The 8,899-nt window shown below is 71.5% G+C and carries 8 protein-coding genes; 2 read left to right on the plus strand and 6 right to left on the minus strand.

From position 1 onward, the window contains the following. Positions 1-576 precede the first annotated feature (576 nt). The 3 genes from ABZ646_RS33225 to ABZ646_RS33235 form a co-directional block, all read right to left on the minus strand. The gene (locus ABZ646_RS33225) at positions 577-1,521 is read right to left on the minus strand and encodes an NADP-dependent oxidoreductase (protein ID WP_360527209.1); all 945 of its coding nucleotides are present in this window, start codon (positions 1,519-1,521) and stop codon (positions 577-579) included. Between the two features lie 95 nt (positions 1,522-1,616). Next, the gene (locus ABZ646_RS33230) at positions 1,617-2,192 is read right to left on the minus strand and encodes an NAD(P)H-dependent oxidoreductase (protein WP_360527212.1); all 576 of its coding nucleotides are present in this window, start codon (positions 2,190-2,192) and stop codon (positions 1,617-1,619) included. A 49-nt stretch (positions 2,193-2,241) separates the two neighbouring features. Then, positions 2,242-2,709, minus strand: a complete 468-nt coding sequence (locus ABZ646_RS33235) for a cupin domain-containing protein (RefSeq protein WP_360527215.1) — start codon at positions 2,707-2,709, stop codon at positions 2,242-2,244. 181 nt (positions 2,710-2,890) lie between these two features. Here ABZ646_RS33235 and ABZ646_RS33240 point away from each other — a divergent pair, with 181 nt between their 5' ends. Then, on the plus strand, positions 2,891-3,394 hold the full coding sequence (locus tag ABZ646_RS33240; protein ID WP_360527218.1) for a MarR family transcriptional regulator: 504 nt from the start codon (positions 2,891-2,893) through the stop codon (positions 3,392-3,394). A 115-nt stretch (positions 3,395-3,509) separates the two neighbouring features. Here the strand turns inward: ABZ646_RS33240 and ABZ646_RS33245 are convergent, their stop codons facing one another. After that, positions 3,510-4,493: a helix-turn-helix domain-containing protein gene (locus ABZ646_RS33245; RefSeq protein WP_360527221.1), complete on the minus strand. Its 984-nt coding sequence runs from the start codon at positions 4,491-4,493 to the stop codon at positions 3,510-3,512. Positions 4,494-4,873: 380 nt separating this feature from the next. Between ABZ646_RS33245 and ABZ646_RS33250 the strand changes: the two genes are divergently transcribed. After that, positions 4,874-6,862 (plus strand): ATP-binding protein, encoded by a 1,989-nt coding sequence (locus ABZ646_RS33250; RefSeq protein WP_360527224.1) that lies wholly within the window; start codon positions 4,874-4,876, stop codon positions 6,860-6,862. Between the two features lie 354 nt (positions 6,863-7,216). On the opposite strand, the gene ABZ646_RS33255 is transcribed toward ABZ646_RS33250, so the two are convergent. Both ABZ646_RS33255 and ABZ646_RS33260 read right to left on the minus strand, forming a co-directional pair. Continuing rightward, positions 7,217-7,909, minus strand: coding sequence for an SDR family NAD(P)-dependent oxidoreductase (locus ABZ646_RS33255; protein WP_360527227.1), 693 nt, complete (start codon positions 7,907-7,909; stop codon positions 7,217-7,219). 152 nt (positions 7,910-8,061) lie between these two features. Continuing rightward, positions 8,062-8,899 (minus strand): helix-turn-helix transcriptional regulator (locus tag ABZ646_RS33260; RefSeq protein WP_360527230.1); only part of this gene is annotated, 838 nt, incomplete at its 5' end.

Below are 8,899 nucleotides of genomic sequence, written 5' to 3' on the forward strand. Positions count from 1 at the left end.
GGACTCGCGTATGAGTACGCCGTACGCCTCGTTCTCCTCGGCCGTCGAGACACCCCGCTCGGGTACGACCGCGTTGTAGCAGACGACGCGCCGTACGCGGTCGGCCAGTGCCTGCGCGGCGCCGGTGACCGGGTAGCCGCCCCAGCTGTGGCCGACCGACGACATGGTCGACGGCGTCGCTCAGCCGCAGTCCGGTCGGAGAGCTGCCGTAGGACAGGCCGGGAAGCGTGACGGTGTGCACACGATGGCCGTGCTCCCGCAGGATGCGCGCGACCGGATGCCGGCTCCACTCCCCGAGCCACGCTCCCGATACCAGGACGAACGTCGTTTCGTGCGTTCGGCACCGCCGGCGGACGCCGCGGCGAGGGTGGGGCAGTCGGTGTGGCCGCGGTGCTCGCCGCCGTAGAAGGGGGCCGGGTCGGCCTGGTTGAGCGGGGCGCCCGAGCGGAGGCGAGCCGGTAGGCCGGGGTCGGCCCGTGCCGTGGTGCCGACCGTGATGACTGCTCAGGCCGTCGGGGCCGGCGCCGCGGCGATCTCGGGATCCAGGCCGAGCGACATGGTTCCCGCCTTCCGGAGTCAGACGGTGGGCGGCACGACGACGGCCTTGCCGTGCACCGCGCCTTCGGCGGCGCGAGCGTGCAGGGTCGGCAGTTCGGCCAGCGGCACCCGCTCGGCGACGTCGACGCGCAGTTCGCCGGAGTCGACCAGGGCCACCAGCTGCGCCAGCTGGGCGGCGTCGCTGCGGACGAACAGGTCGATGCCCCGCACGCCGCGGTCTTCGTCGGAGGGGGCGGGCATCCACACGGTCGTGTTGACCAGGACGCCGCTCGGACGGATCACCGTGACCAGCGCGGCCAGCTCGGCCGGGTCGACCGGGGCGAGGTTGAGCACCACGTCGACCGGCTCGGCCACCCCGTCAGGCACGCCCGTGGTCGTGTGGTCGATGACCTCGTCGGCACCGGCGGACGTGACCGCCTCTGCGCTGCGCGGGCCGGCCGTGGCGATCACGTGGGCGCCGGCGTTCTTGGCCAGCTGCACGGCGTAGCCGCCGACCGCGCCGCCGGCGCCGTTGATCAGCACGCGCTGCCCGGCGGTCAGCTTGGCGTGGTCGAACAGGGCCTGGTAGGCGGTCAGTCCCACGAGGGGAAGCGCGGCGGCGTCGGCCAGGGGGAGACTCTTCGGCGCTGCCGTGAGGATCTCGGCCGGCGCGAGGACGTACTGCGCGGCGGCGCCGGGCTTGTCCATCGGCAGGAAGCCGACGACCTGGTCACCGGCCGCGAGGCCGGTCACGCCTTCACCGAGCGCGTCGACCGTGCCGGCGACGTCGATACCGGGCGTGTGCGGCAGCTCCACCGGGATGGGGCCGCGCATGAAGCCACCGCGGATGTTGCCGTCGACAGGGTTGAACGTCGTGGCGGCGACGCGGACGCGGACCTGACCGGCCCCGGGGACGGGAAGCTCCACGTCCTCGTAGCGCAGGACGCCGGGGTCGCCGTACTCGTGGAAACGCACTGCCTTCATTTCGGTTCTCACTTTCACTGCGATCCAAGGTGCTTCGAATTCGAAGCACTGTGGTGACGGTACCTCTGCTTCGAATTCGAAGCAAGTGGTGTCGGTCACCTCCGGTGGGAGCGCATCGCCGCGGCCAGTTCGGTGGCCGCCCGGTCGATGCGGTCGTGCAGCCGTCCCGCGTCGCTTCGGGCCGTGGCCTGCCGGTCGGCGGGGCCTGCGACGACGACCGTGGGCACGGGGTCGGCGTGTACGCCGGTCAGGCGCCTGCGTATGACCTGCGCGAGGTCGGGCGGCTGCCGGTGGGCGTTGCTGTCGAGTGCCAGCAGCACCGGCATGCCGGAGAGGACTCCGTCACCCAGGACGGCGAAGAACGAGTCGAACACCTCGCTCGGGGATGCAGCGAGCACCGGGGTCGCCACCACCAGCCCGTCGGCCGCCACGACAGCCGCGATCGCCTCCCGCAGGTCGCGGCTGGCGCGGCCGTGGGCGGCGTGCTCGGCGAGGTCGGCCGCCAGCCGGTGCAACTCCACCACCTCCACCTCGGCGCGCGCACCGCCGGCCGCCAGCGACCGGCACACGGCCTCGGCGGCCCAGTCCGCGAGGAGGCGGGTGGGGCGCGGTCGGCCGGCACCGGCACTCACGACGGCCAGGGACACCGGAGTCCACGCGGCGGTGCTCATCCCGGCAACGTGCTCATGGCTGCTGCCTCACGGCCGGGCCGTGGTGCCCTCACCGGGGAGGACCGAGGACGATGTTGCCGGACAGTTCCGCGGCTTCGGCGAGCAGGTGCGGGGAGATCTCGAAGCCCTCCGGGCGGGGTTCGCGAAGGTCACGGCCCGCGTGGCGGAACATCTTCTCCAGTCCGCCGGGGGTCGAGATGAGCAGGAGGTCCGCCTTCTCGGAGGTGATGCGATAACCGTGCGGGATGCGCCGGGGCAGGAAGACTATGCCGCCCTCCCGCAGTTCGTGCTCCACGCCGTCCGCCCACACCAGCGCCGAACCGGACAGGAGCAGGAAGACCTCGTCCTCGTTGTTGTGCACGTGGTACGGCGGCGCCTCGCCCTTGCTGACGTCGAAGCGGCCGACGGTCAGCTGGCCCCCGGTCGCCTCGGCGTCGAGCAGGACGCTGAAGACGCTCCCGGCGATCCACTCGAGCTGCTGCTGGTCCTCGCGTTGCGCGAGATACGGGATGCTCATGGCCGATCCTCGGGGTTCGTGGGCGGCGGCGCCGCCTTCCTCTCCGCAACCCTGCGCCGCCCTGCCGCCCGGCTTCCATGTCCTGCGGTGCTCAGTCGGGCCCAACACTGCCCACGGCGGGGGCTCACGAGGTCACGGCGGTGCGCCATACTCTTCGAATTCGAAGCAGTAGACTCGGGTCATGTCTGATGCACCGCCGTCCCTCGACCCCGTACAGCTCGGCGCCTACTTCGACCTCATCGAGGTGACCAGCCTGCTCCGGCATGCGGTCGAGCAGCAGCTGCGCGAGACCGGTGATCTCAGCTATGTGCAGTTCCAGCTGCTGGCCCGCCTCGGAGACTCGCCAACGGGCAGCCACCGCATGACCGACCTGGCCGACGGCGTCGTCTACAGCCGCAGCGGCCTGACCTACCAGGTGGATCTACTCGAAAAGAGGGGCCTGGTCGTGCGCGCTCCGTCGCCGGACGACGAGCGGAGCATCACCGTCACCATCACCGACGCCGGGCGTGAGCTGCTTGCGAGGGTGCTGCCGGGTCACGTCGAGGTGGTCAGCGGCCTGCTGTTCGAGCCGCTTTCACGCGACGACGTCAAGGCTCTCGCCGACCTGCTGGCGCCGGTACGCGACCATATGCGCGCGACGCCGCCTCGCTCGGCCGCGTCCCGCCGCCGTAAAGGCCGGGCATAGGGACTCGACAGTCGTGGGAGCCCCGAGGACCGCAGCGCGACGGGATGCGGCGAGACGCCGGGGCGGCCCCGGCAGTCGCCGGTGAACCGGCACGGGGCGGAGAGGGACCGAGGCGTCAGGCCGGTCGGCGGGCGAATTGCGCCGGTGTTGCCTGGTAGTGCTTCTTGAAGGCACGGATGAAGTGGCTGCTGTCGGTGAAGTGCCAGCGCGCGGCGGCCTCGGAGACGGTGAGGTGTGATCCGGGGGCCGTCAACACCGCGGCCGCCTCCTCCAGGCGCCGGCGGCGGATATAGGCGCTGAACGACTCGTCCAGACGCGCGAAGGCCCGCTGCAGGGTGCGGACCGAGACGTGCAGATGCGCGGCGATCGTGGCCGGCGACAGGTCGGCTTCGGTGAGCCGGGCATCGGCCAGGTCCTTGGCCGCCTGGGCCAGTGCCGGGACGAAGGTGGGCTCACGGTCGTCGAAGTGATCGAGGACCAGCCCCTTGGCCAGTTCGAGCAGGGCGTTGCGGGACGCATGCGCGGCCGCCGGGCTGAGGCCGCTCACCACCCGCTGCACCATGGTGGTGTGTGCCATGAGGATCTGCGCCGCGGGCGAAGCGGCCCGGCCGACGCGTGGTTTCCCGGCGACCAGGTGCCGCAGGGCGTCGCCGGGGAAGATGAAGATGCGGGTGCCGATCTCGGGCGTGGTGTGGAAGTGGTTCTCCGTCACGACGTGGTGCATGAAGTAGGTGCCGGCCGAGACGTGCGCGTCACCGCCCTGATCGTGCGGGTCCTGCAGGGCCACCGCGCCGCGCAGTCCGACGTACAACCTGATCTCGTCGTGCTCGTGTCGCCCGACTGCGCGGGTGCTCACGGGGGAGGAGCCCCAGAGCTCGTTCACGGCGGTGTCCTGCAGGGTCACCGAGCGCATCGTTCCCTGGAAGCCCTCGATCGTGGAAGTGCTGAATTCCGGCAGGGGGTACAGGTCTCCCATGCGGTCGTTCCAGGTGTCGATGAACGGCTCCCACGCTCCCCGGCCCGTGCCGGTGGAGTTGGCGTCGACGGTGAACGTGCCCACCCTGTCGCCCGGACCATGGAAACGCGGCCTGCTGCTCATGTGTCCTCCGCGCCGATGACGCCGATGACGCCGATGACGCCGATGAAGATGTCGCCGGAATCCCATCTGGTGGCGCAAACGTACACGCTTCCTCCATGCGACCGTTCCTACTCTTGATCCCCGATGAGGATCCGTCCCGGGTGCGCCGGACCGCATGCTGTGCAGTTCCTGTAGCACGCAGGGCCGGTGAGCCCGGCCGTTGGCCGACGCTCACCGCACGTGAGAGGCCGACGTGATCCAGCCCGGTGACGCAGGGTCGCGGCGAGTCCCCAGCATCCGTTTCCTGCCGAGCGTGGAGGCAGGACAGAGCCAGAAAAGAGCGGGGATTGGAAGCGGCAGGACTGGCGGGCCGGTTGGCCGCGGCGCGAACCGGTGCACTGGTGGGCAGGAAACCGGAGCGGGCAGTGCTCGACCGGATGCTGTCGGGCGCGGCGGACGCTCCGCTCGTGGCCTACCTCCACGGTCCCGGCGGCATCGGCAAGACCTCCTTGCTGCGCTACGCCGCCCGGCAGGCCGAGCTCACCGGTCGTCGCGTGACGCACGTGGACGGACGGTTCCTCGACTCCGATCCGCGCCGGCTCGAGGAGGCCGCGGCCCCGGCCTGCGCCGTACCCGGCACGGTGCTGCTCATCGACACCTTCGAGCAGTGCCAGCCACTCGAGGCATGGCTGCGCGAGACCTTCCTGCCGCGGCTCGCCGACCACGCGGTCGTGGTCGTGGCCGGCCGGGTCGCCCCCGACCCCGAGTGGTCGCTGGATCCCGGGTGGGCGCGGCTCTTCACCGCACTGGCCGTTCGGCCGCTCGACACCGCCCAGTCCCACGCCCTGCTCGCCGCCCGGGGTGTCCCCGCCGAACAGCGCGGCGCCTACGTCGCCTTCGCCGGAGGCAGCCCGCTCGTCCTCTCGCTCGCCGCCTCCGTGCCCCCGGCCGCACCCGGCGCACCGTGGGAGCCGACCGGCGACGTCCTGACCACCCTGGTCGAACGGCTCGTGGGCGACCTGCCCAGCGCCGTCCACCGGCGCGCCCTCGAGGTCATCGCCCAGGCCTACGTCACCCGCGAGCCCCTGCTGCGCGCGGTGCTGGGCGACGAGGACACCGACAGGGTGTTCTCCTGGCTGCGCCAACTGCCCTACCTCGAGGCCACCCCCGAGGGACTGCACCCGCACGACGCGGTGCGGGCGATCCTCGCCGCCGACCTGCGCTGGCGGGACCCCGAGCGCTACGACGACGTACGCGTCCGTATCTCCCTCGCCGGCCTGCAGGCCGTACGCTCCGCTGCCGAAGACGACGCGCCCCTGCGGGTCGCCGAGTGGATGTTCCTCTTCCGCCACCAAGGCGGACCGGACGACCTGTACAACTACCGGACGCACCCGCACATCGAAGACACTCCCCTGCGGCCCGAAGACGTGCCCGGCCTGCTGCGCATGGCCGAGGAGGCGGAAGGCCCGGCATCGGCGACCGCGGTCGCGCACTGGGTGCGCCGCCAGCCCGAGGCCTTCCGCGTCCACCGCTGCGCGGGCTCCCCCGTACCCGTGTCGTTCATGGCCGTCCTGCGGCTGGACGCACCGCTGCCCCAGGATCGCGCCGCGGACCCGGTGATCGCGGCAGTCTGGGACCTCGTGGAGGCGGCCGCTCCCCTGCGGCCGGGCGAACACCTGGGCATCCGCCGCTTCGCGGTGCAACCCGGCGGGCACCAGCGGCCCTCACCCCTGATGGAGCTCATCAGCCGGCGCACCATCGGCGAGGAGATGAGGGCCCACGGACGCGCGGTGGCCTTCACCGTCTTCGAGGACGCCGACCGGTGGGGGCGCTACCTCGCCGAGGCCGGGATGCCCAAGGTCGCGGCCGTGAATGTCGACGGGCGGCAACAGCACATCTTCGGCCGGGACTGGCGACGGCAGACAATGGAACAGTGGGTGCAGCACCGGGCTCGCACCGCGGTCACACCCGTAGCGACATGGCCCGCTGCTGCCGCCACGCGCGGCCCGGGCGACCGGCCGGCGCGCGCGGGGTTCGCGGAAGGCGTGCTCGAAGCACTGCGCACCTGGCACACCCCCCGGGAATTCGCCACCAGCGACCTGCTGCACTCCCACCTCGTACCGCACGGCTCACCGGACCCGGCCGCGGACCTGCGCGACGCCATCATCACCGCCCTCGACGCGATCCAGACCGACCCCGCGGGCGTCAAGGCCCACGAGGCTCTCACCGCCACCTACGTCACGGCCTCCCGCACCCACAGGGCCGCCGCCCGACGGCTCGGGGTGCCCTACGGCACCTACCGGCGCCACCTCGCCCTGGCCAAGGAACGCCTCACCGAACAACTGCTGCGACAACCGGCCAATGTTTTCGACGCTACGGCTGTTCCGTAACGGTGATTGCACGTCGGCGGCGTAAGGACGGCGGCTGTCATGAACGCCTTCGTCGCGGCGTCCTTCCCGGCTTTGGCCCGGGCTTCCCACAGCACGGTGACGTAGGGGTGCGACGGGGTGGTCATGCCTGCTCCTCCTGGTCCGAACTGCGCGGTGGTGCGCTGCCTCCCTGAGTCTGAGCGCGGTGCGCGGACGCATCCAGGGACGGACGAACCCCGGATGGCGCAGCCCCCCCTCCCGGCATCCGCCCGGCCGTACCGTCGGTGCTCACGAGCCGGTGCTCGACAGCGGGTGAGGCCGCCGACCCCGACCGCGCTGAACGCGGCGAGCGCCGCCTGCCTGCCGTCCCCCGCTTCACCAGGGGAGGTTGCCGGATCGGTCTATGAACTGTCCCGTCGGTCCGTCGGGGCCGATCGTCGCGAGGGTCACGATGGACTCTGCGCCGTCGGCGACGCTGTGTCCGAGGCCGCCCGTGAAGTCGGTCGCGGTCTGCCCGGGGTCCGCGGCGTTGACCTTCACGTCCTTGAGTTCCTTGGCGTACTGCGTCGTGAGCATCGTGACCGCGGCCTTCGAGGCGGAATAGAGGGGCAGGGCGTACTGGGACTCGATCCGCTCCGGGTCCTGGGTGACGGCGAAGGAGCCCATGCCGCTGGAGACGTTGACGATGACGGGGTTCGGCGACCTGCGCAGCAGTGGGAGGAAGGCGTGGGTGACGCGCACGAGTCCGACGACGTTCACGTCGAGTACGGCGCTCATGTCGGCCGCGGTGTAGTCCTCGACGGGGCCGACCTTGCCGAGGGCGCCGGCGTTGTTGACCAGGACGTCGACCGTTCCCTCATGAGCGGCGACATCCGCGGCCGCGGCCTGGACCGAGGCGTCGTCGGTCACGTCGATCTGAACGAACCGGGCGCCGAGCGACTGGGCCGCGTCCCGGCCGCGTTCGCGGTCGCGGGCACCGAGGAGGACGGTGTGCCCCGCCTCGATGAGGCGGCGGGCGGTTTCGTAACCGAGGGACTTGTTGGCGCCGGTGATGAATGTGGTGGTCATGCTGGCTCCTCATGGTCCGGACAGCGCGGTGGTGCGCCGTTCACGCACTCCATGCTGGAGTCCCGGGAGGGCCGGCGGGAGCTACGGCACTTCCTGGTACAGCGCGTACCACCCAGCAGCCCGGTCCACCGGACGAGGCGGAACGCGGGCCTTCATCCCTGAGGAGACATCCGCTGGACCCCGATGGCGGCAAGGAGTTCGAGTTTGCTGCGGGCATCGGTGCCTGTCTGCGGCGTGTACACCACCAGGCGGAGGTTCGTGTCCTGGAGGGTGAGGATGTCGGAGTTCACGGCGATCTCGCCGACCTCCGGGTGCTGGACGATTTTGTGCGCACTCGTGTGACCGCCCACCGCTCGGCGGCTCCACAACTCGCAGAACCGTGGGCTGCGGTTCAGCCTCGACACCAACGCGGCGAGGTCGGGATCGTCGGGGTACCGGCTCGTCGTCGCGCGCAGGTCGGCGACGAGGGACTCCTCGAACGCCGCCCGTTCGGCCCCATGCCGGATGCGGGGCAGTTCACCGAGGAACTGCCAGACCAGGACGTTGCGGTCTCCCACACCGCGCTCCGTGGGATCGCCGAACGTGGCCGCGAACAGCGGGTTCCAGTGCAGCAACTGCCAGGTGGCGTCGTAGATCGCCAATGGATTGCCGGCGAGCTGGTCCGCGATCCGGTACAGGCTCCCCGGGATCATCCGTGGCACCCGGCTCGGATCCGCTGCGTGACCGGCGAGGCGCATGAGGTGCGCGTGCTCGTCGTCGGACAGGTGCAGGGCGCGAGCCAGGGCCGAGCAGACCTGCGCCGAGGGTGTCGCCACCCGTCCCTGCTCCAGCCGGACCACGTACTCGACCGAGATGCCGGCCAGCGTCGCCAGCTCCGCTCGTCGCAGACCGGTGACCCGACGGGGTGCGCCGTGTGCGAGGCCGACCGTCGCCGGGTCCAGCCGGTCCCGCCACGCCCGTAGCGCAGCACCGAGTTGACTCATGCACACC

This window comes from Streptomyces sp. NPDC007162 (assembly GCF_040634175.1).
Taxonomy (GTDB): domain Bacteria; phylum Actinomycetota; class Actinomycetes; order Streptomycetales; family Streptomycetaceae; genus Streptomyces.